The organism is Marinovum sp., assembly GCF_034669705.1.
Classification (GTDB): domain Bacteria; phylum Pseudomonadota; class Alphaproteobacteria; order Rhodobacterales; family Rhodobacteraceae; genus Marinovum.
On sequence record NZ_JAXMOR010000021.1, the window covers coordinates 1 to 22,649 of the forward strand.

The window sequence follows — 22,649 nt, forward strand, 5'->3', positions numbered from 1 at the left end:
GGGCAAAGCCCCCCGGTTAAGGCTGGGGGTCCGGGGGGCCTTGCCCCCCGGCCTGTCGACACGCGCAGGCGTGGCGAAACTCAGCCCCTGACCATCCCGACGATCTCGTAGGTCCGCTCGAGGATCGGCGCCGCAATCGCCTGCGCCCGCCCGGCCCCCTGCGCCAGGATGCGGTCGATCTCGCCCACATCGCCCATCAGCCGTGACATCTCTTCCGAGATCGGCGACAGCCGGGCCACCGCGAGGTCCGCCAGCATCGGCTTGAATTCAGAGAACTGCCGGCCGCCCACGTCCGAGAGCACCTGCGTCACGGTCTGATCGTTCAGCGCGGCGTAGATGTTGACCAGGTTGCGCGCCTCTGGCCGCTCTGCCAGGCCCTTATCCTCCGAGGGCAGCGCCTCGGGATCGGTCTTGGCCTTGCGGATCTTTTTGGCAATCGTGTCGCCATCGTCGGTCAGGTTGATCCGGCTGGCATCCGAGGGGTCGCTCTTCGACATCTTCTTCGTGCCATCGCGCAGGCTCATCACCCGCGTCGCGGTGCCCTCGATCACCGGTTCGGTGATCGGAAAGAAATCGACGCCGAAGTCGTTGTTGAACTTGGCGGCGATGTCGCGGGTCAGCTCGAGATGCTGTTTCTGATCCTCGCCCACCGGCACATGGGTGGCGTGATAGGTCAGGATATCCGCCGCCATCAGCGCCGGGTAGGCAAAGAGGCCGAGCGAGGCGTTCTCCTGGTTCTTGCCGGCCTTGTCCTTCCACTGAGTCATGCGCTTCATCCAGCCCATGCGCGCCACGCAGTTGAAGATCCACGCCAGCTGGGCATGGGCCGAGACCTGCGACTGGTTGAACAGGATCGAGCGGTCCGGATCGACGCCAGAGGCGATGAAGCCCGCTGCCAACTCGCGGGTGGCCTGACGCAGATCGGCCGGGTCCTGCCAGACGGTGATCGCATGCATGTCGACCATGCAGAACAGCGACTCGACGCCATTGTCCTGGCTGTCGGCAAAGCGCTTGAGCGCGCCGAGGTAGTTGCCGAGATGCAGGTTCCCCGAGGGCTGGATCCCCGAAAAGACGCGCGGGGTGAAGGCAGATGGGGTTTGGACGCCCTCTGTCATGGCAGTTCTCCGTCTGGATTTCCGATCGTTCAGCGCTTACCCATGGCACCCGAGGCCGTCAAGCCGAAGGCCCGAAGCCATGTCAGGAGCGCCCATGTCCGATCCGTTCTATCAACCGCCGATCAACCCGATGCCGCCGGCGATCACCGGGCTGTTTCTGGTGCTCATGGGGATCGAGCTGGCGTTTCAGGCCGGCGCGCAGGGCTTTGTCGGCGGGCCGCAGGCGGTGGGTTGGCGGCTGAACGCGGTGCAGGGCTTTGCCTTCTCCGGCGATATCTTCGACTGGATGCTGGCCAACGGGGTCTATCCGCCCGACCAGCTGCTGCGCTTTGTCAGCTACCCCTTCATTCAAGCCAATTTCACCCATGCGCTGTTTGTCGGCGTGATGCTCCTGGCCTTGGGGAAATGGGTCGGCGAGGTGATGGGCGGCGCGCGGGTGATTGCGCTTTTCTTCTTTGCCTCGGTGGTGGGGGCCCTGGCCTACGGGCTGCTGCTCAACGATCCGGTGCCGCTGATCGGCGGCTTTCCCGGCGTCTATGGCATTATCGGCGGCTTTACCCTGCTGCTCTGGCGGCGCCTGGGTGAAGAGGGCGCGCCACAGGCCCGCGCCTTCTTTCTGATCGGGGGGCTTCTGGTGATCCGACTGGTGTTTGCCCTGCTTTACGGCAGCGATGCCACCTGGGCCGCGGATTTCGCCGGGTTCGGCGCCGGCTTCCTTCTGGCCGGTCTGCTGGCGCCGGGCGGCTGGCGGGCGATGCTGGCGCGAATCCGGCGCTAGCGGCTCACTTCGCCGCCGGCGCCGGGGCGACCTCCGCGACCGGCGGTGGCGAGGCTGCGCCTTCGCCGGGTACCTCGCCCTCGAACACGTCGAGCATCACCAGAAGGATCGCCAGCATCGGGATCGCGACGATGGCGCCGATCGGCCCCCAGAGCCAGAGCCAGACCACCAGCGACACGAAGATCAGCAGCGGGTTGATGGCGATGTTCTTGCCGACCAGCGATGGGGTGACGAACTGCGCCTCGGCGAGGTTGAAGAACAGGTAGATCGCCGGCGGCACGATCACCATGACCCCGTCAAACGCCAGCAACCCGGCCAGCGAGAGGCCGATGGTCATCGCAATCGGGCCGATGTAGAGGATGTAGTTCAGCATCGCCGCCGCCAGCCCCCAGAGCACCGGTCCGGGCAGGCCGATCACCATCAGCGCGCCACCAAGCGCGGCGCCCATGCCGAAGTTGATCACCGAGATGGTCAGGAAATAGCGCGATACGACGCGTTCGGCGCGGGTAAAGCGGCGCATGATCTCGCGGGTGTCGGCGGACGAGCCGATCCGGCGCGACATGTAGATGTAGATGTTCTTGCGGGTGAACAGGAAGAAGAACAGCGCCCCGAAGAAGATCAGGAACTGCGCCAGGAACACCGGCGCCAGCAGGATCGCGCTGGTCAGGCTGGGCACCACCGTCTCGGCGTCACCCTCAGGCTTGCTGGTGCCGTCACCGCCGAGCGCCTGCTCGACCTCGCGGTTGACGTCCTCGAGCCCGCGGATCAGCCCGCGCATGTCCTCGATGAAGCCACGCAGCTCGAGCCGGATGCGCGGGATCTCCTCGGCCACGCGCCAGACCACGGGTTCGATCAGCAGGATCAGCACGCCGATGCCGCACATCCCGGCCAGCAGCACCAGCGCCGAGGCCAGACCGCTGGTCAGCCCGAGCTTCTCAAGCCCGTCGGTGACCGGCGCGAGCATGACGCCGGTGATGGTTGCAAGCGCCAGTGGCGCGAATATGTCGGCGCCCGCCTTGAGCGACGCGAACACCAGGATCGCGGCGATGACGATGACGGCGGACCGCAGGATGGGGTCGGGGTTTTTGTATCTATGAGCCACAGGGCAAGCAACGTCCCAAGAGCACGCCGGTTCCCGGCGCAACAGAAGATAAACTCCGTGACCCGGCCTTTTGTTTCAGACGGTCGCGGCACATTTCAGGCTCGCCACGGCCAGCCCCTTGCAATCGCTGTGCCTCCGGCGGCGCTCAGATCAGCGGGCGGGTGACCTGCGCCCGGTCGGATTCGAGCTGCGCCAGCTCGCAAAGCGCGGCGTAGTCGAGCACCTTGAGCCGACCGCCCTGCCAGCTGGCAAAGCCCAACTCGCGCAGGCGGGTCAGCATCTTGTTGGTATGAACGAGCGACAGCCCGAGCGCATCGGCGAGATCATGCTGCTTGTAGGGCAGGGGCATCTCGTTGTCCTTTACCAGGCCCTGGGCGGTGCCCCGCTCATAGAGCCGCACGAAGGCGCGGGCGATGCGCTCGAGTCCGCTCATCCGGCCGATGATCGCCAGGCTCTCGCCCAGCAGGTGCTCCTCGACGGCGGCGATCCAGGTCAGGTCGAAGGCGCGGTCGGGGTGGCCTTCGAACAGCGACCAGAGCGATTTGCGGTCGAAGACGCAGAGCCGCATCGGCGTCGTCGCCTCGACCGAATGCTGCATTTCCGACATCACCCCGGCCTGCAAGCCGAGGAAATCGCCGGGAAAGACGAAGTTGATCACCTGCCGCTCGCCGGTGGGCAGGGTCTTGTAGCGCAGCCCCATGCCCTCGAGCACGGTAAACAGTTGCGGGCTGTTCGAGCCTTCCATCATCAGCGTGGCGCCTCCGGTGATGGCAAGCTCGCCGGACTTGAAGGTCTCCATGAAGGAGATCTCGGCTTCGGTCAGCGGGTCGAAGATCGGCCACTTCCGCAGCGGGCAGGTTCGGCAATCGGTGGCCATGGCAGGAAACCTCGTCTCGATATGTCATACTTTAATGCAGGGATGGCCGGCACAACTCAATATGCATTCATGAGTAGAGGGGAATCGATGAAAGACGGAGCCGAGTTCATGGCCCGGACCTTCAAGGGTGCCGATCCGGTGATCCTTGTGCTGGAACGGGATCCGCTGATTGCCGAGGATATCGTCGGCTCGATCGGCGCTGTCTGCGAATGCCGCGTTGTTCACGCCAGCCACTTGTCGGATTTTCTGGCAAAGCTGGTGCACGAGGCCCATGTCGTGGCCGCTTTTCTTGAAATGCGCCTGTCGAAGGTGCTGGAAAGCGGGCTTGACGGAATCCTGGCCCAGAGGGGTGCGGGCATCGTCCTGACCGTCGGTGAGGACGATGAGCAACAGGCACAGGAGAGGGGCTGGGGGATGCTTGTCCGGCCCTTCTCCGACCAGATGATCGGCAACGCGCTGTTTTCGGTGGCGCGGCCCGACGTGGGCTGCCTCAGGCTTCCCTGAGCGTGCAGCGGATGGTGTAGCCCAGGGTGTCTGTGCCGATCTCGCGGTCGATCTCGAAATGCGCCTGCATCGAGATCGCCTCGATCAGCTTGGACCCGGTGCCGCGGTGAATGTGTTCCGGATCGAGAACGGCGCCGTATTCCTGCCAGTTGATCACACAGCCCGGCTGCGTCGGGTCGGGACCAGAGCCGATGGTAATCTCGATCCGGCCGTCGTCGCCGCTCAGACCGCCGTGCTTGACCGCATTGGTCACCAGCTCGTGGATGATCATCGAGATGTCGATCGCCTGGTTGGGATCGAGTGGCGAGGTGCAATTGCCGGAAATCGCGATCCGTTCGCTGTCGTAGGGCGCGCATTGCACCTCGACCAGCTCGTTCAGGGCGACATTGCCGTCGTTGCGCCGGAAATTGAGGTCATGCGCCAGGGCCAGCGCCTGGAACCGCTCGGTGATGGTGCGGGCGACCGTCGGATCGGTGCGCGCCTCGCGCAGCGACAGCGAGGCCACCGATTGCACCGTCGCCAGCATGTTCTTGACCCGGTGCCGCAGCTCTTCGAGCAGCAGCTGTTTCTGCAGGTCCGTGGCATCGCGGCGCAGCGCCGCCGCCAGCAGATAGGCCACCGATTGCGCAAGGTTGATCTCGTCCTGAACGAAATCGCGCCGGTGGGTGGCAAAGAGCGACAAGACGCCAAAGGGTTCGCGTCCGGTGCCGATCAGCACGCTGACGCCGCTGACCGCGCCGGCCTGCTGCAACAGCGGCGACGGGGTGAACCGGCTGTCGCGCGCCAAGTCAGAGACCACCACCGGCTCGCTCTGGCCAAGGGCAAAGCCGGCCAGCCCGTCGGGGTCCGCCGGCACCCGTGTGCCGTCCGCGGCCGCGAGCCCCTGCGCCGCCGCCAGATCGAGGGCGTCGCCGTCGGGGCGCAGCAGCAGCACCTCGGCCAGCTCGACGCCGGTCACCTCGGTCAGCCGCGCCGGCGCCCCGTCGATCAGCGACCGGGCCTGCACCCCGGCCAGGCTCTTGCGGCCGATCTCGGCGACATAGCGGTTGTAGCGCTCGCGGTTCTCGGTGGCCTCCTGGGCGCTCACCAGGTCGGTGATGTCGTTGATGATGCCCACGACGCGCAGGATGTTGCGGCCGGCATCGAACACCGGCGCGGCCGACATCAGCATGTCGAATTCGGTGCCATCGGCGCCGACATAGCGGGCGCGGAAATCCTGCACCGGCGCGCCGGTCCGCCAGACCGTCTCGAGCGGCAGGTCGCGCGGGGCCACCTTCTCGCCGGCCCGCAACACCACGCTGCCTTGGTCAAGCAGCCCGGTGGCCTCGGTCTTGTCGCCGAGGTTGAGCAGCCTTGCGGCAAACCGGTTGACCTTGATGCACCGGCAGTCGGGTTCATCGGCAAAGACGATGCCGATCGGCACCAGATCGAGCAGCGCGGTCAGGTCGGCCACCCGGTGCTCGAGCCGGTGGTTGAGCGCATCGGCAAGCTCTTGCGCGTCGCGCAGCGGGGTGACGTCGGAAAAGGTGGCGACAGTGCCGTCGACCACGTTGCCGGGCGAGCGATAGGGGGTCAGCCGCATGATGAACGACCGTTTGCCGGAACTGAGCTGCACCTGACGCTCCACCGGCTGCAGGGTGCGCAGCACGCTGTCGACCTCGGCGGCGATATCGACCTCGGCCACCCGCGAGGTGATGTCGGCGATCGGCCGACCGATGTCATGGGTCAGCAGGTGAAACAGCTCCTGCGCGGCGGGGGTAAACCGGCGCACCCGGGCGTGGCGGTCAAGAAACAGCGTCGCGACATCGGTGCTCTGCAGGAAATTCTCGAGGTCGGCGTTCAGCTTGGCCAGCTCGTCGACCTTGTGCGAGAGTTCCACGTTGACCGTCTCGAGCTCTTCGTTGACCGATTGCAGCTCTTCCTTCGAGGTCACCAGCTCCTCGTTCGAGCTCTGCAGCTCCTCGTTCATCGACATCAGCTCTTCGTTGGCCGATTTCAGCTCCTCGTTCGAGGATTCAAGCTCTTCGGTGGTGGTCTGCAGATATTCACGGGCCGAGCGCAACTCGGCCTCCATCGCTTCGATGTCGGCGGTGTCGCGCAGGATCTGCTCGCTGGGATTGGGCATCTCGCCGGCGGGGCCCAGGTCTTCGAAGGTGATCAGGTAGGTCAGCTTGCCGCGCCCATCCTCGTCGAGCGGCCGCACGGTGAGCCTGAGCCGCCGGCGGCCGGTCTCGGTGTCATGAAAGACCATGTCGCGCGTGGCCGGGGCCTTCTCCGAGATCACCCGGTGCCAAAGCGCCCGCAGGTCCATCCGCAGCGCCGGGGCGATCAGGTTGACCAGTTCGAGCGAAGGCGTCCCCGATTGCAGCCTGAGATACCGCCCGACCGGGCCGCCGGAATACAGCATCTCGCGGTTGGCCCCGGCGATGATATAGCCCGGCCCGACCTCTTCGAGCAGCAGTTTCTGCGCCTTGGTGACCATGTCGTCGCGCGCCGCGGACCCCTGCTGCGGCGGCGTGCGCTGGGCCTGCGTCGGCTCGCCGGTCAGCGCCATCAGCGGAAACCGCGGCGCATTGCCCTCATCCTCGCAGTAGCGGAACAGCCGCCATTTCTTGTCGATCGGCGCGAACAGCGGTTCGTGGCCGGTGATGCTCTCTGAGGGGCCGAGCATCAGCAGCCCGTCAGGGCGCAGCGCGTAGTGAAACACCGGGATCAGCTTGGCCTGCATCTCGGCCTTGAGATAGATCAGCAGGTTCCGGCAGGACAGCAGGTCGAGCCGGCTGAACGGCGGGTCCTTGATCACGCTCTGCACCGAAAAGATGCAGAGCTCGCGGATCTCGTCGCTGACCTGGTATTCCGGGCCGCGCTTGCGGAAGTAGCGCTCGAGGTAGCCCTCTGGCAGGTAGCCGGCGACGCTTTCGGGATAGATGCCGCGACGCGCCAGATCGAGGGCGTTCTCGTCGATGTCGGTGGCAAAGATCTGGATCCGCTGGGCGCTCTGGGCGGCGTCGATCCTGTCGCGCAGCAGCATGGCGATGGAATAAGCCTCCTCGCCGGTGGCACAACCCGGCACCCAGACCCGGATCGTCTCGCCCGGGGCCTTGGTGGCGAGCATCTGGTCAATCGCCGTCTCCAGCGCGCGAAAGGCATCGCGGTCGCGAAAGAAGGCGGTCACGCTGATCAGCAGGTCGCGGAACAGGTTGCGGGCCTCGGCCGGGTCGTCGCGCAGCCGGCCAGCATATTGCTCGGCCGAGGCCATGTCGAGCACATGCATCCGCCGGTTGACCCGGCGCAGCAGCGTCGGCTCCTTGTAATGGCGGAAGTCATGGCCGGTGGCGAGCCTGAGATACTGGCAGATCCGCGCCAGCGTCTGCTGCAGGTTGGGCGCGTCGCGCACCGCCCGGTCGATGCCTTCCCTGAGGGCGGCGAGATGGGCGACGATGGCCGCGCCGATCGCCTCGGCCGGCAGCACCTGGTCGGTCAGCCCGGTCGAGATCGCGCTGCGCGGCATGCTGTCATAACTGGCCTCTTCGGGGTCCTGGGCGATGACGAAGCCGCCTGCCTTCTTCAGTTCTCGCACGCCGCCGGTGCCGTCGCTGCCGGCGCCCGAGAGGATCACGCCAACGCCGTGATCGGCGCGCTCGCGGGCGACGCTGGCGAGGAAGGTATCGATCGGCGCACGCTGCGGCCGGGGCGGCGCCGGCTGTTCCACCCGCAGCACGTCGCCATCAAGCAGCAGGGTCGCGTTTTCCGGGATCACCACGATCCGGTCGGCCTCGACGGCCATGCCATCCTCGGCCTGGATCACCGGCAGGGTGGCGACCCGCGCCAGCAGTTCCGCCAGCAGGCTCTTGTGATCGGGGTCGAGGTGCTGGACGACGACGACGCAGGCCCCAGGCCGCTCGGGCAGATGCGCCAACAGGGATTTGAGCGCCTCCAGCCCGCCAGCCGAGGCGCCTATTGCCACGACCGGAACATGCTGCGCTTTGATGGGTCCGTCGCTGCTGCTGCCGGTCGGTGTCATATACCCTCTCTGTTTCCCTCAGGCGCAAGCGTAGCTGAGGCCCTTGCCGATTGACTAGCGAAAAACCCCGCGGAACCGAAATCGTTCCAGAGCGTTGCGCGATCATGCAAAGGGCATTTCTTGAGCGCTGCCGGACCATTAGCCTGGACGGCGCGTCATGGCGCTGGTGGGCTGGGGCATTCGTGCTGGACGGCCTGTGCGCAACACGGCAGCCGCCGCGCCGGACGATCGGTGACGCCGGGGGCGGCCGGATCGCGCACCCCGGGCGCTGTTCGGCCCCGGTGCCAAAGTTAAAGCCAGAGACGCAGGCGGAGCCATTGACCGGCGACTTCCTGTCACGTACCGATAATTCCACTGCGGAGGGCGCGCATGGCGCAAAGCATTCTTCTCGTTGAGGACGAGGCCATTGTGGCCATGGACCTCAAGCTTCAACTCGAGGACGAAGGCTTTACCGTCGTCGGCCCGGCCCCGACGGTGCGCCGGGCGCTGGCACTGATCGAGGAGACCCCGCCGGATTTCGCCATCCTCGACGTCAACCTCAACGGCGCCACCTCGCGCGAGATCGCCGAGCAGCTGGTGGCCTGCGGCACCGGCTTTCTTTACCTGTCAGGCTACAGCGGCAGCGCCATTCTCGACACCCTGCCACCGGGCCGGCTGGTGCAGAAGCCGGTGAGCTTTCCGGCGCTGTTGCGCGCCATCACGGAAGAGATGTCAGGCTGAGCCTGCGGCCGGCGGTTTTCCGCCGCAGGCAGAGATTGCCGGGAACCCGGGCGCGGATCGCGCGTTGAGCCGGGAACGCCGAGAGGTGGGACTGCCGAACATCCAGCATCGCCTGCCTTCCACCCCACCGAGACAAGCGGAGACGGAAGATGAGCTCACCCGACACCAACCTGAACAAGCAGAAGCGTCGCCACCGCGGCCCCCTGATCGGCATGGCAATCGCCGCCGTATTCGGCATCGGCCTGATCCTGTTCTGGATCGGCGAAGTCTTTGTCACCGCACCCGGCCCCGACGAAGAGCCGGTGCAGGACGCCTCGGAACAGGTCTCGCCAACCGAGCTTGAGGCCGGCACGGTCGAGACAGACGCGGGAGCCGTCGAAGAGGTTGCCCCCGGCGACAGCGAAGTCGAAGTCGAACAGTAAGGTCTGAAACCTTGAGCGAAACAACGCCCTCGCAGTGCTCTGCGGGGGCGTTTTTCGTAGGGAGGACGGCGCTAGAGCGCCCAGGCGGCCCAGGAGATCGTGCCCAGCACCAACACTGCAAGGATCGGCCAGAGCACGCGGTGCCAGGGAAAGCCCGGCACACCCTGCTCCGGCAATGGCGGCAGGGGATCACGCGGCGACGGGCTCTGGTTCTCGACCACGACCCGCGGCTTTGGCCGTCGCGTGTCGAGATAGATCACGTTCGGCTCGGAGGAGCGGTCTTCCTGGGGGTGGCCCATGGGGAAATTTCCTTCGCATGCCGGTGCCGTTCACTAGGTCGTGAACACCCGGGCGCGCCCGAAGTTCCCGATATTGCGCGTCGGACAGCAAGATAAATTTCCCCGGATTTCCACCCCGGCTGGGAACTCGCCTGCGGTGCCGGAGTTGATGTCTCAGTAACGCAACGCGAAAAGGAGGCCCGACATGAACTGGGACCAAATCGAAGGCAACTGGAAGCAAGTCAAGGGTCAGGCGCAGGCCAAATGGGGCGACATGACCGACGACGAGCTGCAGCGCGCCAAGGGCAACCGCCAGGAAATGGCCGGTATCGTCCAGGAGAAATACGGCAAGACCCGCGAAGAAGCCGAGCGGGAAGTCGATGACTGGGCCAACAATCTCTGAGGTCCGGGGATGTCGATGACAGACAAGGTGCGCGCCGATGCGCGCACCGCTCTCTTCGAGGTGCTGGACGAGACCCGCGCCGGAATGCTCGGCGTCACGAACTCCGATCAGCACATGCAGCCGATGACCCATCACGCCGACCGCGACACCGCGGAGCTCTGGTTCATCACCTCGGCCGTGACCGATCTGGTCAAGGCCGTCGGCCAAGGTGCCTCTGCCCACTACTGTCTCACCAAGGGAGACGGCACATTCTATGCTTGTCTGTCCGGCAGACTTGAGACCAGTGATGATCGTGACAAGCTCGACGAAGTCTGGTCCGTCGTGGCGGCCGCCTGGTTCGACCAGGGCAAGGCTGATGCCGACGTGACCCTGCTGCGCCTCGCGCTCAGCGATGCGGCAATCTGGACGGCGACGGACAGCGCCATGACCTTCGGGCTGGAAATCGCGCGCGCCAATTTTAACACCGAGAAGAAGCCCGATCTGGGCGATCACCGCGTCATCCGTTTCGACCAGGTCTGACCGCGCAAACACGCCGGAGATGACGGGTTTCGCCACAGCGGTGTCCGCCGCGGTGGGCGCCATCTGTGCGGCTTCAACACACGTTTAGCGCGAACCCGTCCGCGCGCGCTTAGGCGCGCTTGGTTTGGCATATGGGAGCAGCCTTTGAAGCCGAAGACCCGCTTCATTTCCCTTCCTGAAGGGCGCAACGGAACAAACCTCATCAAACCGTGTTGAGACGTGAGACGGCCTGACGGCCAAGCAACCAAGGGAGCCAGTCATGCATGCCATCATCTACCTCGTCGGACTGATCGTCATCGTGCTCGCGATCGTGAACTTCGTCCTGTGACCCCCGCCGAAAGGATTTATCATGAGTAACACACAATATGACGGCACAACCGGAACGCGCAAGAGCGGTCCCGATGCGGCCAAAAGTGAAACCGACGCCCTGCGCCAGGATGCCGAGAAAACGGTGCGCGACGTGAGCGATACCGTGGTCGGCGAGGCGCATGCCCGCGCCGATGCCGCCAAGGAAGGCGTGGCCGACGAGATCTCCTCGGTCTCTCGCGCTCTGCGCAAAGCCTCTGAAGAGCTGCGCGACGGCTCTCCGCAGGAACGCACCTTTGGCGCCGCGGCCTCTTCGATGGCCGATTTCGCCGACACCGTGCGCGACAAGGACCTGGGCCAGATGGTTGACGAGATGGGTGATTTCGCCCGCCGCAACCCGATGGCCTTCCTCGGTGGCGCGGCCCTGCTGGGCTTTGCCGGCGTCCGCATGGCCAAAGCGTCGCGCCGGGCCCGGACCGGCGATGATCACCATGACGACCGCCACGGCGGTGCCCAGCCCTACTACGGCCGCGGCAGCCAAGGCGGTCAGAGCGGCCAGGGCGCTTATGGTGCCACCAGCGCGCCCGGCACGCCGCAAGTGTCCCCCACCACCGGCACTGCAGGCACGGCCGGCGGCGTCAGCCCGACCCGCGCCACCGGTGCCACCACCGCCAGCGCCAGCCCGACAACGGCACGCAGCGGCAAAGGAGAGACGTCATGACCAACTCACCGAACGAAAGCACCTCCAGCCTGCTGGGCGATGCGATGAAGCATGTCAGCTCGCTGGTCCGCAACGAGGTCGACCTGGCCCGTGCAGAAGTCGACCAGAACCTGCGTCGCGCCGGCACCGCCGTCGGGCTGCTGGCCGCAGCACTGGTGGTTGCGCTGACCGCGCTCAACGTGCTGGTCGGTGCCATCGTCGCCGGGCTGACTGAGGCCGGCATGGATGCCGGCTGGGCCGCTTTTGTCGTTGGCGTCGTGCTGGCGATCATCGCCTATGCCTTCGTCCAGAAGGGCCTCAACGACCTGAAACTGAGCAGCATCGCTCCGAGTCGCGCCGCCGCCAATGTGCAGCGTGATGTCGAAGCCGTCAAAGGAGCCGCAAATGCCAAATGATACCCGCACCCCCGACCAGATCGAGCGCGACATCGAACGTGAACGCGCCGAGCTGGCCAGCACCGTCGATGCGCTTCAGGACAAGTTCTCGCCCGAGGCGGTGATCACCGAGATCGCCAACGGTTTCCGCCGCCACGGCGGCGAGTTCGGCGAGGCGGTGACCCGCTCGGCCAAGCAGAACCCGCTGGCCCTCGCGGTCACCGGCGTCGGCCTTGCCTGGCTGATGTTCGGGCGCTCGCATACCGATCCTTCGACCGAGGTGCGCCACAGCGCGGTCAGCCATCACAGCAGCAACCACGACCGCCGCGAGCTGGGCTATGCCGCCGGGCCGACCCGCGATTTCGCCAGCCGCGACCGCTATGCCGGTGCCGGCACCAGCGAACGCGAGGCGCGCTATGGCACGACACCTGCCGCCTATCCCGACTGGGCGCGGCATGATCTCGACGACGGTGTCTGGGACGACGACGACCTTGACGCCGACGGCGGCCGGTCGCTCGGCGAACGCGCCTCCGAGACTGCAGGCACGGCCGGCGCTTCGATGCGCAGCGGGGCTTCGAGTGTCGCCTCCGGTGCCAGCTCTGCTGCCGGCAAGGTCGGCTCCGGGGCCAGCTCGGCCGCTGGCAAGGTCGGCTCCGGTGCCAGTGCTGCAGGCTCTGCCGTGGCCGGTGGTGCACGCAGTGCCGCCGATGGTGTCAGCCGCGCCGCCCGCGGAACCGCCGACCGTGTCAGTCGCGCCCGTGAGCGTCTGGCCCGGGGCACCGAGAACATGAGCGACGCCGCGCGCGAGCGCATCGTCACCGCCCGTGCCAAAGCGCTCGACATGGCCCGGCAGGCCGATGAGACCGCGCGCCGCAACTATACCCGCGGCCGCGATGCCACCGCCGAGTTCATCGAAGAGCAGCCGCTGGTGGCCGGCGCCATCGCGCTGGCCGTCGGGGCCGCGCTCGCCGGGGCGCTGCCGCGCACCAAGCGCGAGGACGAGCTCATGGGACAGACCCGTGACGAGCTGTTCGACGAGGCCGAGCGCATCTTTCACGAAGAGCGCGAAAAGGCCGAGCGGGTCGCCAAGGCGGCCATGTCCGAGGCGGAAAGCATCGCCCAGGAGAAACGCGATGCCGCCGACGATGCCGCCCCGGGCAGCAAATCCGCGGTCGAGGCGGCCGCCGACGAGATGCGCGATGCCGGCAAGCGGGTGGCCGATGCCGCCAAGCAGAAGGCTGACGAGGAAAACCTCGGCACCCCGAAGGGCTGAGCGATGTCGGAGATTCCCGGCCGCCATGCCACCCGGCCGCGCGACATACCGTTGCGCGGCTGGAAGATGATCGTCCTGCGCGCCTGGCGCAAGGTAAACGAGGACCACGTCGGCCTGATTGCGGCCGGCGTGGCCTTTTACGGTTTGCTGGCGATGTTCCCGGCAATCACCGCGCTGATGGCGATTTCGGGGCTGATCTTCGACCCCGAGCAGTTCACCGGCGAGCTCGAGACCGTCACCGCCTTCCTGCCGGAAAACGTCGCCGAAATCGTGCTCGGCCAGGCCATCGAGGTTGCCGGCAGCCAGGAGGGGGGCCTTGGCCTCGCGGCGATCCTCGGCATTGGCGTGGCGCTCTATTCCGCCTCCAAGGGCGTGGCCAGCCTGATCGAGGGCATGAACGTCGCCTATAACGAGGCCGAGACCCGCGGCTTCATCAAGCTCACCCTGACCAAGCTGGCGCTCACCTTCGTTCTGCTGGTCGGTCTGATTGCCGGGCTCGGCGCCGCCCTGATCCTGCCGGGCATCCTGTCGATCCTGTCGCTCGGTCCGCTGACCGAGATGCTGATCGGCGCCGCGCGCTGGGCCATCCTGCTGGCCATGACCATCGGTGGCATCCTGGTGCTCTATCGCACCGCGCCAGCGCGCGAGTCCGCACAGTGGATCTGGCTCTGGCCGGGTGCGGTGCTGGCCTGTTTCACATGGATCGCCGCCTCCTACGGCTTTTCGGTCTATGTCGAGAACTTCGGCAGCTACAACGAAAGCTTCGGCGCGCTGGCCGGCGTGATCGTGCTGTTGATGTGGTTGTGGATCTCGTCCTATGTGCTGCTGTTCGGCGCCGAGGTAAACGCCGAGGCAGAAGCCCAGGTCCGCCCTGACACGACCACCGGGCCCGCAATGCCGCCCGGCATGCGCGGCGCCGTCAAGGCCGACGAGGTGGCCGGCGGAACCCGACCCAAGACACGCGACGCCTGACCCGAGCCATGCCTCATGAGAAGCACCGGAGCCACCCCAGCTCCGGCGTTTTTCCGTGTGCTGGGGGCTCCCCTTTGAAACCTGAGAACCTGCCTCCCAAGCGCCCTCATCCACCCGAGGGCAGGACGCACCCAAGCGACACAGCCGCACCCAATGCTCCTGGTTACACGGACAGCCGGGGAGCGGAGCGGGCTCGCTCCCCCATGACGCAGCGCTTCGCGCCGGCCGGCAGGTCTTGCGTCCCACACACCCACACACAACGAAAAAGCCCGCCAAATGGCGGGCTTCTCCTTGCAGCTCTGTATTTGACACTTAGCCTTCGTAGTCCGGCATCGCCTCAAGTTCTTCCTCGGTCATCGCGATGTAGACGCGGATGTCACCGCCGGCGTCGGTGCGCAGAATATCGATCTGAGACAGCTCCAGCTCGACCGGCTTTTCGCCGATGCCGAGGAAACCGCCTACGTCGACGATCACCGATTTCACTTCACCATTTTCTGAGAGGATCAGCTCCGAAACTTCGCCGATGCGCTCATCGTTGCTGTCATAGGCCGGCGCGCCGGTGAGGTTTTCCGAGGTCAGTTCTTCGAGCGGGGCGTTGGCATAGCCTTCACGCTCGACAAGACCGGCACCGTAGCCAACCGGCGACTGCGTACCATCGGCCATCTCGGCGTTGACCTCGGCGTTGGTTTCGGTCGCAACGGTTTCCGGCTGCTCCATCTCGGCGTCGGCTTCCGCCAACTCGCCTTCAACCTCGGCTTCCGCTTCGGCCATTTCGGTTTCAACCTCGGCCTCGACGTTCTCGGCAGCGTTTTCCACCTCTTCGGCCGCCCCTTCGACCTCGGCCTCGACCTCTTCGGCCGCGCCTTCGATCTCGGCCTCCGCCTCTTCCATCTCGGCGTCTGCGTCGGTGGTTTCAACGTCGACGGTCTTGGTGGTGGTCGTGGTTTCAGCGTCGGTCTCAACCTCGGCCTCTGCGTCGCCATCCATGCTCATCCGACCGCCGGAATAGGCGGGCGCCTCTTCCAGAGCCGAGACCGGCGCATTAAGAACGAGGAAGAAGTCGCTGTCGTCTTCGGCAGTGGCATCGTCAGAGACGAAGCGGACCGAGTTCATGTCGACGGCGACGCGGTTTTCGCCGATCCCGAGAAAGCCGCCGATGTCGACGAGCACGGAGTCGATTTCGCCCTCGCGGGTCAGCACGATGTCGTGGATCTCGCCGATGTCATCCCAGTTGTCCTGCAGCCCTTCGACCGACTCGGAGTCGGTTTCAGCGCGATAGACACGCATACCAATGAAGTCTGAGGCGTGGATGGCGTTCGGGTCGGTTTCGGCCCGGAACATACCGTCATTTTCCTGCGCCACGACGGCACCGCTGGCGGCGGCAACGAGCGCTGTGGAAATCAAAAGCCGTTTCATAACTCGGTCTCCTTTTAAGAACCATAGGAAGCGCTCTCATGCGCCTGTGGTGACAACGTTCGCCTTGCAGGCGGGTTCCCAGAGATTGAGATAAAATTCGCCGTTTCGCGGCGCAGATAATCTACCCGTTCTTAACCGGTGTGGTCGAAGAATTGCCTGTAATAACAGCGATCTGTGCTGGAGATCGGTTCGATGGTGTCAGACGGGCAGGCGGCCTGATCGGCGGCTGTTCGCTCATTGGGCGGACGGGCGCCGGTTGTCAGAGAAACCGGCTGCCGATCAGCCAGCCCAGACCCAGGTAGGGCAGCATCGCGAGAAGGAAGAACAGCCCGTCACGGGTCAGCAGTGACATTGCCAACAGGCTGACTCCGATGGCCGCGATCGATGAGGAGAACGGGATGAATTCGAGGAAGGGCATCATCAGGCCCGAGATCAGGCTGAGCACTACTGGAAGGTATATCAATGGCCGGTGAAACAGCACTGACAGCCGGTTGTGGGTGTGCCGGTCGACCCAGGCAATCACCGGCCGGGACGAGCGCAGCGCCTTGTGCAGGGTCTTGCCCTCGACCTTTTGCCGCAACAGCCGTTTCGGCAGCCAGACTTCGTCGACACTCAGCAGCATCTGAAAGGAGATTATCGCGATGGCGACACCCGCGATCATCGAGACACCGGGAATGCCGGAGAGCGGCGTCGCACAGAGCAGTGCCGGCACCAGAAGCAGCGGCAGCAGGCTGCGCTGGCCCACCGCTTCGACGATCTCTTCCACCGTGACTTTCCCGGTATCACTGACCGAGGCGATGCTATCGGCGAGTTCGCCGAGGGTTCTGGGCTGTTGTGCAGTCAAGACGCGTACCTCCTGCGGGGCAAACCCGAGGCGTCGGCCATTGTTCCCGCCAGACCGGTCTGTGACCGGAAAGCCGCAGCAGGCCCCGAGCCGGGCTGCGGTGGAACCTTGCGGCCTGCCACCGTGTTGAACAGACGAGCATGACTTGAAAATAATGATCCGGATCCGCGAAGATGCCAGAAGAATACTACGACAAACAGGACTGGTTGCAGCGCCAGGTAGACAGCAATCTGATGCGGATCTATCGCCAGCCTTGCGAAAGCAAGTTGCCCGACCGCATGGAGCAACTGCTTGAAAAACTGCGTGAAAAAGAGGCAGCCCGAAACTGAATGCGCCCTCGCTGTTCAATATTGCCCTGACGGATCCGGCGCTCCGCCAGACCCGCGGGCATGCAGAGGCAGGGTCGGAATACGGGTGGTAAACGGCCCCGCCACGGGCTGCACCGAGCAGGCCGATGCGGCGCCCACAGTTCCTTCGAACAATCGAAAAAACTTCGAACCGCGAAGCTGAACCTGCCTCGCGGGTCTTTTTGTGCAAAAGTTTGCCGGTGCGGTGCTGCGGCCGGGACATGGCTTCTGGCGGGACAATCGGTTCCCCATGCAATCCGTCAGGCCTGAAAGGTAAAAAACCCTGATGTTGCTGTTCGTCGCGCGCCTGTCCGACTTTGGTGCCACAGCCTCGACCGGCAACGCGCAAATCCTGTGCGTCGTCTTCCTCGTGCTGTTCGTGGCGGCGCTGCTGATGCTTTCGTGGCGGAGGCGGATACCGTGAGCCGGCGACCGGGCCGCCCTTGCGCGCACACAAAAAAGGCGCCCTGACCGAGATCAGGACGCCTGCGCAGTGTCACATTCGGACGCTCAGGCCTTGAGCGTCTGGGTGCTTGAGAAGAACATCGCCTGGCTGACCGCTGATTGCACCTGCTCTTCGGTGTAGGGCTTGGCAATCAGGAACGCAGGCTCCGGCCGCTCGCCGGTCAGCAGCCGCTCGGGGAAGGCAGTGATGAAGACCACTGGCACCTCGCCCAGTTCCGACAGGATGTTGTTGACCGCGTCGATGCCCGAGGAATTGTCGGCCAGCTGGATGTCGGCCAGCACCATGTCGGGCGGATCGCGGCGCGCCAGCGCGATCGCCTCGTCGCGGGTGCGGGCATTCCCGGTGACCACATGGCCCATGCTCTCGACGATGGCGGAGATATCCAGCGCGATGATGGCCTCGTCTTCGATCACCAGGATGCGGCCACGGATCACGCCGGACATCTCGTTGCGCGCAATCACCACCAAGTCGGCGGCTTCCTCGTCGGGCACATCCAGAATGGTGGCGATCTCGGGGATGGTGAATCCCTCGATCGAATGCAGCAGCAGCGCCTCGCGGGTATTGGCGGTCAGACCCGACAGCCGCCACTGGGCGCGGGCCTCCGGCGAGCTCTCTTCATCCAGCTCCTCGATCGGTGAACCGGACGAGGCCCAGATGCCATGAAAGGTTCTGAACAAAGCCACCTTGGGGTGTTGCGTGCCGCTCAGAACGCTGTCATCAGTCAAAAGCGCCTCGAGCGTCGCAGCGGCATAATGGTCGCCTGTCTGCTGATTTCCGGTCAACGCCCGAGCGTAACGACGCAGGTAAGGCAACTCGGAAGCGATCTGCCCGGTAACGTCGGTCTGGGTGTGGCTTTCAGTCATGTGATCCTCGAAAAAATTGATGCGCTGGGAACAAAACGCACAACTCGGTGTTATGTTCCAGCCAAGGTGCGAAGATGCATCCACGCGGTGACGATTAATCTGAAGGGCATGATGGCAAATAACAGCAAGACAACCAAGCTTGATCGGCAAATTGATGAAAATCTCCGGCGGGTCTATTCTGATCTTTCCGAGGAGCCTCTGCCTGATCGATTTTCACAGCTCCTCGACAAACTGCGGCAGCAGGAAGAGGCGAAAACCGGCTCTCAGCGGCCCGAGGATGACGCGTGACCAAAGTGAAAGACCCGAGAGACGAGCTCGTGGAGCATCTTCCGGCGATGCGGGCCTTTGCGATGTCGCTGACCCGCAACAGCGCGGCGGCGGATGATCTGGTGCAGGACGCGGTGGTCAAGGCCTGGTCGAACTTCGACAAGTTCAAGACCGGCACCAACCTGCGCGCCTGGCTCTTCACCATCCTGCGCAACACCTATTATTCGCTCTACCGCAAGCGCAAGCGCGAGGTCGAGGACCCCGACGGCATCATGGCCGGCAAGCTGTCGGAAAAGCCCGCCCATGACGGACACCTGGCGATGGCCGACTTCCACGTCGCCTTTGCCAAGCTGTCGGACGAACAGCGCGAGGTGCTGGTGCTGGTGGGCGCCGAAGGGTTTTCCTACGAGGATGCGGCGGACATGTGCGGCTGCGCGGTCGGCACGATCAAGAGCCGCACCAACAGGGCGCGCAAGCGGCTGGCCCAGCTGATGCAGCTTGACGATGACGATGATTTCGAGATCACCGATGCGGCCACGCTCGCTGTGGTGACGGGGAAGCCCGCTGCATGACAGACGTCACTTCGGCGACCCGGCGCCGGTTCAAGAGACCGGGCCTGGCGCTTCAGCTCGCGTTCGTTTTGAGCCTGGCGATCCTGCCGCTCGGGCTGATCTCGGTGTATCAGACCTACAAGCTGATCGAGGAACGCCAGAGCCTGTCGGGCTCGGCGCTGCTTGAGGAGACCCAGCAGGCAGTGTCGGTCGCGCGCAACGTGATCAGCGCCGCCGCCAGCACCGCCGAGACGCTGAGCGTCACCATGCCGGCGGTGCGCGACACGCCCGAGACCTGCGAGGCGGTGCTGGCGCGGATCGTCCGTCAGAACCGCGATTTCATCTTTGCCGGCTATGTCGACAACCGCATGGGGCTGATGTGCAGCTCTGACAGCAGTCTCGATCTCAGCGGGATCGACGCGCTGGAGGTCGAGCTGTTGAACCCGGCGCCGGGGCTGTTTGTCCGGTCGCTGGATTTCCTCGCCGGCCGCGCGACGCTGAATGTCACCGTGCCGGTGATGGAAAACGGCGTGTTCCGCGGCACGGTCTGGGTTGCGGTGCCGCTGGTCGACCTTAACGCCGCGCTGACCCGCGCCGCGCCCGACGTCGACCTGGCGCTGTTCCGGCCCGGCGGCGAGGTGCTGGCCACCGAGGAATTCACCGACGACCGCCGCAGCATGCTACCGGTCGAGACCACGCTCGATACGCTGGCGGTGTTTGGCCGCCACACATTCCGCGGCTACAACCGCGCCGGACAGCTGCGCGATTTCGCCGTCGCGCCGATTGTCGAGGAAGAGGTCTTTGTGCTGGGCAGCTGGGCCCCGCGCCATCAGGGCCTTCTGGTCACCAGCTACGCCGAGACCCTCGCACTCTATTTCCCGATCTTCATCTGGATGATCGCCATCGCCGTGGCCTATGTCGGCGTGCACCGGCTGGTGATCCGTCACATCCGCCGGCTGCGGTCGTGGATGCGGCTCTATGCCCAGGGTCAGACCGATTTTGCCAATGCCAAGCTCGACAACCCGCCGCTTGAGGTGGAATTCGTCGCCGAGGCCTTTCGCGCCATGACCGAGCGGCTGAGCGAACAGGACCGCCGGCGGCAGGAGGATCTCGAGGAAAAGACCGTGCTGCTGCGAGAGGTGCATCACCGGGTCAAGAACAACCTGCAGCTTATCGCCTCGATGATGAACATGCAGATCCGCGCCACCTCGAACCCCGGCGCCAAACATCTGCTGCGGCGGGTGCAGGACCGGGTGATGGCGCTTTCGGCGATCCACCGCTATCTCTACATGGCACGCAAGCTGTCGATGGTGCGCGCCGACAAGCTGCTCGACGACATCATCGAACAGCAGGTGGCGCTGGGCTCGCTCGAAGAGGCCGGTCACCGCATCGCGGTCTCCACCAAGCTCGATCCGATCGAGATCACGCCGGACCAGTCGGTGCCGCTGTCACTTCTGGTGGCCGAGGCGTCGATCAACGCGGTCAAGCATTGCGACGTCGACAAGAGCCCCAATGGCGCCTGGATCAACATCGCCCTGCAAGAGGCCGAGCCCGGTGTCATCTCGCTCAGCGTGGTGAACTCGCGGGTCAGGGCCGACGGCGAGGAGCGCGACCAGCCCGAGGGCACCGGCCTCGGCTCGCGGCTGATCGAGACCTTCGTGATCCAGCTCAACGGCACGCTCGAGACCGCCGAAGAGAACGACCGCTTCGAGCTGCATGTCACCTTCCCGCTGGCCTGGCCGCAGGAGGCTGACGACTAGGGGCCGCGAAAACACCCTCATGAGGGAACCTGCCGGACGTCCCGGACGTTCGTCCGGCAGGTGGAATTTTCGCGAAGGGACGCATCATGACAGAGATCACCGGAATAGGCGGGTTCATCCTGCTGGTGCTGGACGTCTGGGCCATCGTCTCGGTGGTGAGCTCGCGCGCCTCGACCGGCAAAAAGGTGCTCTGGGTGCTGCTGATCCTGTTCCTGCCGCTGCTGGGCTTCATTCTCTGGCTGATCTTCGGCCCGCGGGCCGCACGTGACTGACCGGTTGGGGGGCACGGCCGATCTCTCCTGTGACGTCGCCATTATCGGCGCCGGAACTGCCGGCCTCGCGGCCCAGCGCAGCGCCAGTGCAGCCGGGGCCAGCACCCTGCTGATCGATCCGGCCTTCGGCGGCACCACCTGCGCCAACACCGGCTGCATGCCCTCCAAGCTGCTGATCTCGGCCGGCGATGCCGCCCATGGCGTGCGCGAGGCCGACACGTTCGGCATCCGCGCCACGCCCGAGGTTGACGGCCGCGCTGTCATGGCGCGGGTCCATCGGCTGCGCGACCGGTTCGTCAAGGGCGTCACCGACAGCATCGCCGAACTGCCGGACGCGGTGAAGATCACCGCACGCGCCCGCTTTGCGGCCCCAGACCGGCTGGTGCTCGACGACGGCCGCAGCGTCATGGCCGGGGCGGTGGTGATCGCCACCGGCTCGTCACCGGCCATCCCCCGGGCCTTCGACGCGGTCTCCGACGCCGTGCTGACCAACGCCTATCTGTTCGAGCTTGACGACCTGCCGCGTTCTGTCGCGGTGATCGGCGCCGGCCCCATCGGGGTGGAACTGGCCCAAGCGCTGGCGCGTCTCGGCGTCGAGGTGGCGGTGTTTGACAAGGGCGACCGCGTCGCCGGCCTGCAAGACGCCGAAGTGAGCCAGACGCTTGCCAAGTTGCTGGCCAAAGAGTTGCCGCTCCATCTCGGCACCGAGCCGGAGGTCGCGCGCGCCGAGGGCGGCGTCAGGCTGAGCTGGGATGGCCAGAGCAAAAGCTTCGAGCGATTGCTGCTGGCGGTCGGACGGCCGCCCAATCTCGACGGGCTCGACCTCGGCAAGGCCGGCATCGCGCTGGATGAGCACGGCACGCCCGGGTTCGACCCAGAGACCCTGCGTTGCGGCACCTCGCGGGTCTTTATCGCCGGTGATGCCAACCAGGACCGGCCGCTGCTGCACGAGGCCTCTCACGAGGGCCGCATCGCCGGCCAGAACGCCGCCACATGCCCCGAGGTTGCGCGGTTTTCGCGCCACGTGCCCTTCGTGCTGACCTTCACCCGGCCAGAGGCGGCCGAGGTCGGCCATATCCCCGATCCTGACGATCCGGACATCGCCGTCGCCAGCGCGCCCTATGACGATCAGGGCAAGGCGCGGGTCGAGCATCGCCTCGGCGGGCTCTGCCGCATCTATGCCCGCCGCTCCGACGGCCGGCTGACCGGCGCCAGCCTCTGTGCCCCCGACGCCGGCCATCTGGCGCATTTCTTTGCGCTGGCACTCGAGGCGGGGATGGGGGCCAATGACCTGCTCAGCGTGCCGTTCTATCACCCGACGCTGGAGGAGGGGCTGAAGCCGGCGCTGCGGGCGCTCTGCAAGGCCACCGGGCGCAAGGTGCCGGCCCTGCGAGAGGACGACGCGCTGCGGGGGCTCTGAGACCGGAACCAATCGTCTCGCGGGCGGTTGACCTCGACCAAGGAGGGCCATCCCC

25 protein-coding genes are annotated in these 22,649 nt (G+C 65.5%); 17 read left to right on the forward strand and 8 right to left on the reverse strand.

The window, feature by feature from the left end:
- Positions 1 to 80: 80 nt before the first annotated feature.
- Positions 81 to 1,115: a tryptophan--tRNA ligase gene (gene trpS / locus VOI27_RS14790; protein ID WP_323766133.1), complete on the reverse strand. Its 1,035-nt coding sequence runs from the start codon at positions 1,113 to 1,115 to the stop codon at positions 81 to 83.
- Positions 1,116 to 1,209: 94 nt separating this feature from the next.
- Between trpS and VOI27_RS14795 the strand changes: the two genes are divergently transcribed.
- Positions 1,210 to 1,893 carry a rhomboid family intramembrane serine protease gene (locus VOI27_RS14795; RefSeq protein ID WP_323766134.1) on the forward strand — a complete coding sequence of 228 codons (684 nt, stop codon included), beginning with the start codon at positions 1,210 to 1,212 and terminating at the stop codon, positions 1,891 to 1,893.
- Between the two features lie 4 nt (positions 1,894 to 1,897).
- Here VOI27_RS14795 and VOI27_RS14800 read toward each other — a convergent pair whose 3' ends face one another.
- Complete coding sequence (locus tag VOI27_RS14800; protein ID WP_323766135.1) at positions 1,898 to 2,995, reverse strand: AI-2E family transporter; 1,098 nt, start codon at positions 2,993 to 2,995, stop codon at positions 1,898 to 1,900.
- 145 nt (positions 2,996 to 3,140) lie between these two features.
- The gene (locus VOI27_RS14805) at positions 3,141 to 3,872 is read right to left on the reverse strand and encodes a Crp/Fnr family transcriptional regulator (protein ID WP_323766136.1); all 732 of its coding nucleotides are present in this window, start codon (positions 3,870 to 3,872) and stop codon (positions 3,141 to 3,143) included.
- An 87-nt stretch (positions 3,873 to 3,959) separates the two neighbouring features.
- On the opposite strand from VOI27_RS14805, the gene VOI27_RS14810 reads away from it, so the two are divergent.
- The gene (locus tag VOI27_RS14810) at positions 3,960 to 4,376 is read left to right on the forward strand and encodes a hypothetical protein (protein ID WP_323766137.1); all 417 of its coding nucleotides are present in this window, start codon (positions 3,960 to 3,962) and stop codon (positions 4,374 to 4,376) included.
- Here VOI27_RS14810 and VOI27_RS14815 read toward each other — a convergent pair.
- Positions 4,363 to 8,343 (reverse strand): chemotaxis protein CheB, encoded by a 3,981-nt coding sequence (locus VOI27_RS14815; RefSeq protein ID WP_323766138.1) that lies wholly within the window; start codon positions 8,341 to 8,343, stop codon positions 4,363 to 4,365. The two genes, VOI27_RS14810 and VOI27_RS14815, sit on opposite strands and share 14 nt — an antisense overlap.
- Positions 8,344 to 8,769: 426 nt before the next feature.
- Here VOI27_RS14815 and VOI27_RS14820 point away from each other — a divergent pair, with 426 nt between their 5' ends.
- Together VOI27_RS14820 and VOI27_RS14825 are read left to right on the forward strand one after the other, a co-directional pair.
- A complete protein-coding gene (locus VOI27_RS14820) occupies positions 8,770 to 9,120 on the forward strand; it encodes a response regulator (protein ID WP_323766139.1) in 351 nt (116 codons plus the stop codon).
- Positions 9,121 to 9,269: 149 nt separating this feature from the next.
- Positions 9,270 to 9,542: a hypothetical protein gene (locus VOI27_RS14825; RefSeq protein ID WP_323766140.1), complete on the forward strand. Its 273-nt coding sequence runs from the start codon at positions 9,270 to 9,272 to the stop codon at positions 9,540 to 9,542.
- Between the two features lie 71 nt (positions 9,543 to 9,613).
- Here the strand turns inward: VOI27_RS14825 and VOI27_RS14830 are convergent, their stop codons facing one another.
- Positions 9,614 to 9,841 carry a hypothetical protein gene (locus VOI27_RS14830; RefSeq protein ID WP_323766141.1) on the reverse strand — a complete coding sequence of 76 codons (228 nt, stop codon included), beginning with the start codon at positions 9,839 to 9,841 and terminating at the stop codon, positions 9,614 to 9,616.
- A gap of 184 nt (positions 9,842 to 10,025) precedes the next feature.
- Here VOI27_RS14830 and VOI27_RS14835 point away from each other — a divergent pair, with 184 nt between their 5' ends.
- The 6 genes from VOI27_RS14835 to VOI27_RS14860 all read left to right on the forward strand — a co-directional run bounded on the left by VOI27_RS14835 (position 10,026) and on the right by VOI27_RS14860 (position 14,388).
- Positions 10,026 to 10,223 carry a CsbD family protein gene (locus VOI27_RS14835; RefSeq protein ID WP_323766142.1) on the forward strand — a complete coding sequence of 66 codons (198 nt, stop codon included), beginning with the start codon at positions 10,026 to 10,028 and terminating at the stop codon, positions 10,221 to 10,223.
- A 15-nt stretch (positions 10,224 to 10,238) separates the two neighbouring features.
- Complete coding sequence (locus tag VOI27_RS14840; RefSeq protein ID WP_323766143.1) at positions 10,239 to 10,742, forward strand: pyridoxamine 5'-phosphate oxidase family protein; 504 nt, start codon at positions 10,239 to 10,241, stop codon at positions 10,740 to 10,742.
- 349 nt (positions 10,743 to 11,091) lie between these two features.
- Positions 11,092 to 11,769: a hypothetical protein gene (locus VOI27_RS14845; RefSeq protein WP_323766144.1), complete on the forward strand. Its 678-nt coding sequence runs from the start codon at positions 11,092 to 11,094 to the stop codon at positions 11,767 to 11,769.
- Positions 11,766 to 12,164, forward strand: coding sequence for a phage holin family protein (locus tag VOI27_RS14850; RefSeq protein ID WP_323766145.1), 399 nt, complete (start codon positions 11,766 to 11,768; stop codon positions 12,162 to 12,164). Before VOI27_RS14845 ends, VOI27_RS14850 begins: the two co-directional genes overlap by 4 nt.
- Positions 12,154 to 13,416, forward strand: a complete 1,263-nt coding sequence (locus VOI27_RS14855) for a DUF3618 domain-containing protein (RefSeq protein WP_323766146.1) — start codon at positions 12,154 to 12,156, stop codon at positions 13,414 to 13,416. Before VOI27_RS14850 ends, VOI27_RS14855 begins: the two co-directional genes overlap by 11 nt.
- 3 nt (positions 13,417 to 13,419) lie before the next feature.
- Positions 13,420 to 14,388: a YihY/virulence factor BrkB family protein gene (locus VOI27_RS14860; protein ID WP_323766147.1), complete on the forward strand. Its 969-nt coding sequence runs from the start codon at positions 13,420 to 13,422 to the stop codon at positions 14,386 to 14,388.
- 312 nt (positions 14,389 to 14,700) lie between these two features.
- Here VOI27_RS14860 and VOI27_RS14865 read toward each other — a convergent pair whose 3' ends face one another.
- Together VOI27_RS14865 and VOI27_RS14870 are read right to left on the reverse strand one after the other, a co-directional pair.
- Positions 14,701 to 15,804: a PRC-barrel domain-containing protein gene (locus VOI27_RS14865; protein WP_323766148.1), complete on the reverse strand. Its 1,104-nt coding sequence runs from the start codon at positions 15,802 to 15,804 to the stop codon at positions 14,701 to 14,703.
- 259 nt (positions 15,805 to 16,063) lie between these two features.
- Entirely contained in the window at positions 16,064 to 16,648 is a 585-nt protein-coding gene (locus tag VOI27_RS14870; RefSeq protein WP_323766149.1) for an exopolysaccharide biosynthesis protein, read from the reverse strand.
- Positions 16,649 to 16,821: 173 nt separating this feature from the next.
- Here VOI27_RS14870 and VOI27_RS14875 point away from each other — a divergent pair, with 173 nt between their 5' ends.
- Entirely contained in the window at positions 16,822 to 16,977 is a 156-nt protein-coding gene (locus VOI27_RS14875) for a transcriptional regulator (protein ID WP_323766150.1), read from the forward strand.
- 304 nt (positions 16,978 to 17,281) lie between these two features.
- Positions 17,282 to 17,419 carry a DUF1328 domain-containing protein gene (locus VOI27_RS14880; RefSeq protein WP_323766151.1) on the forward strand — a complete coding sequence of 46 codons (138 nt, stop codon included), beginning with the start codon at positions 17,282 to 17,284 and terminating at the stop codon, positions 17,417 to 17,419.
- An 86-nt stretch (positions 17,420 to 17,505) separates the two neighbouring features.
- Here VOI27_RS14880 and VOI27_RS14885 read toward each other — a convergent pair whose 3' ends face one another.
- The gene (locus tag VOI27_RS14885; RefSeq protein ID WP_323766152.1) at positions 17,506 to 18,324 is read right to left on the reverse strand and encodes a response regulator; all 819 of its coding nucleotides are present in this window, start codon (positions 18,322 to 18,324) and stop codon (positions 17,506 to 17,508) included.
- A gap of 111 nt (positions 18,325 to 18,435) precedes the next feature.
- On the opposite strand from VOI27_RS14885, the gene VOI27_RS14890 reads away from it, so the two are divergent.
- From VOI27_RS14890 to VOI27_RS14910, 5 genes are all read left to right on the forward strand, one after another.
- Positions 18,436 to 18,612 carry a NepR family anti-sigma factor gene (locus VOI27_RS14890; RefSeq protein WP_323766212.1) on the forward strand — a complete coding sequence of 59 codons (177 nt, stop codon included), beginning with the start codon at positions 18,436 to 18,438 and terminating at the stop codon, positions 18,610 to 18,612.
- Positions 18,609 to 19,163 (forward strand): RNA polymerase sigma factor, encoded by a 555-nt coding sequence (locus VOI27_RS14895; RefSeq protein WP_416374680.1) that lies wholly within the window; start codon positions 18,609 to 18,611, stop codon positions 19,161 to 19,163. The genes VOI27_RS14890 and VOI27_RS14895 overlap by 4 nt, the downstream gene beginning before the upstream one ends.
- Positions 19,160 to 20,902 carry a sensor histidine kinase gene (locus VOI27_RS14900; RefSeq protein ID WP_323766153.1) on the forward strand — a complete coding sequence of 581 codons (1,743 nt, stop codon included), beginning with the start codon at positions 19,160 to 19,162 and terminating at the stop codon, positions 20,900 to 20,902. Before VOI27_RS14895 ends, VOI27_RS14900 begins: the two co-directional genes overlap by 4 nt.
- Before the next feature lie 86 nt (positions 20,903 to 20,988).
- Positions 20,989 to 21,174, forward strand: a complete 186-nt coding sequence (locus tag VOI27_RS14905; RefSeq protein ID WP_323766154.1) for a PLDc N-terminal domain-containing protein — start codon at positions 20,989 to 20,991, stop codon at positions 21,172 to 21,174.
- Positions 21,167 to 22,594 (forward strand): dihydrolipoyl dehydrogenase, encoded by a 1,428-nt coding sequence (locus tag VOI27_RS14910; RefSeq protein ID WP_323766155.1) that lies wholly within the window; start codon positions 21,167 to 21,169, stop codon positions 22,592 to 22,594. The genes VOI27_RS14905 and VOI27_RS14910 overlap by 8 nt, the downstream gene beginning before the upstream one ends.
- Positions 22,595 to 22,649 lie beyond the last annotated feature (55 nt).